General features: G+C 42.0%; 1 protein-coding gene. It reads right to left on the bottom strand.

Going from position 1 to position 1,281, the window contains the following annotated elements; translation table 11 throughout:
- Window positions 1-36: 36 nt before the first annotated feature.
- Window positions 37-1,229 (bottom strand): IS3 family transposase gene (locus ABWV72_RS21095; protein WP_353372938.1). Its coding sequence is split into 2 segments (ribosomal slippage): window positions 37-921 and window positions 924-1,229, totalling 1,191 coding nucleotides; the frame shifts between segments, so codons are not numbered across the junction.
- Window positions 1,230-1,281 lie beyond the last annotated feature (52 nt).

The raw sequence follows: 1,281 nt of genomic DNA, 5'->3' as shown, positions 1-1,281 counted from the left end.
TGATCTTCCCCCGCAAAAATGGACACCATCCACTCTTTAATATACTGCCATTTCAAACTCAACAGGTGTTTTATATCCTAAACTCGAATGTAAACGCTGTCTATTGTAGAAATAGTTTAAATAGCCTTTGAGTTTAGAGTGCAGGTTACTCATTGTTTCAAAACAATTTCCACGAATTAAATCAGCCTTTAACGAATGAAAAAACGACTCTACTTCAGCGTTGTCAGTGCAGCAACCTGGTCGGTTCATACTGGCTTTGATGTTGTGGTTCTTTAAGTATTGCTGGACGTTGTGCGCTCGATACTCGGCACCTCGGTCTGTGTGAAACAACACGCTTTGAGTTGGTTGGCGCTTTTTAATTGCTAGCCTCAATGCTTTAAGCGTTAATTCTGTTGACTTGCTTTTGCCAAATGCCCATCCAATAACGCGACGCGAATACAAATCGATGACCACAGCAAGGTAGTGCCAACTTGAGCCAACTTTGAGGTAAGTGACATCACCAGACCATTGCTGGTTTATGCCTGTCGGCTTCTCCATATCTTTTCGTTTGTTTTGAATTTCTTTATAGAAAAACTTCACCTTTGCTGGTTTGCTATAAGTCTTGATTGCCCTTGCTCTCAAGCCGTTCTCCTGCATGAGACGTGCTACTCGCTTCTCGCTTGTTTTGATGCCATCTCTTTTCAATGCATGAAACACGCGAGGGCTGCCATACGTCTGGTGATTATCGTTGAACACTCGTTTAATGTCTCTCAGTAATACCGAATCTGACATATCTTTGGCTGATACAGGCCGACTAAGCCACGCATAATAACCACTACGAGACACACTAAGCCAATCACAAAGGTATTTGACGCCTAAGGCTTGTCCGAACTTTTGGACGAATCCAAATCGTTCTGATGTACTTCCGCCAGATACCGTTGCCACTTTTTTAGAAGATCATTCTCCAACTTGAGGCGCTCATTTTCTTTCTGAAGCTTTTGAATTGCGGTCAATTCTTTTTTAGTAGGTACTTTACGCATGTTTTCATCGTTGCAATTATAGCGATTGGCTTTACAGAATTTACCTTCTCTGTATTCCTTCCGCCAACGGCTCAACATCAACGGATGAATATCAAGTGCTAAAGCAACATCCTTTGACAAGACATCGTCTTTTAAGCTTAGTTTGACTGCCTTAATTTTGAAACTAACTGGATAAAACCATGTTTTTCTTGGTTGGGTGTACTTAGGCATTTTAGCCTCCTCAGTGTGATGAGAAGGTGTCCACTAAAACGGGGGAGGAGCA

Source organism: Aliiglaciecola sp. NS0011-25 (assembly GCF_040370605.1).
Lineage (GTDB): Bacteria > Pseudomonadota > Gammaproteobacteria > Enterobacterales > Alteromonadaceae > Aliiglaciecola > Aliiglaciecola lipolytica_A.
Note: the sequence above shows the minus strand (reverse complement) of the source record. Positions and strands in the feature narration are given on the sequence as shown.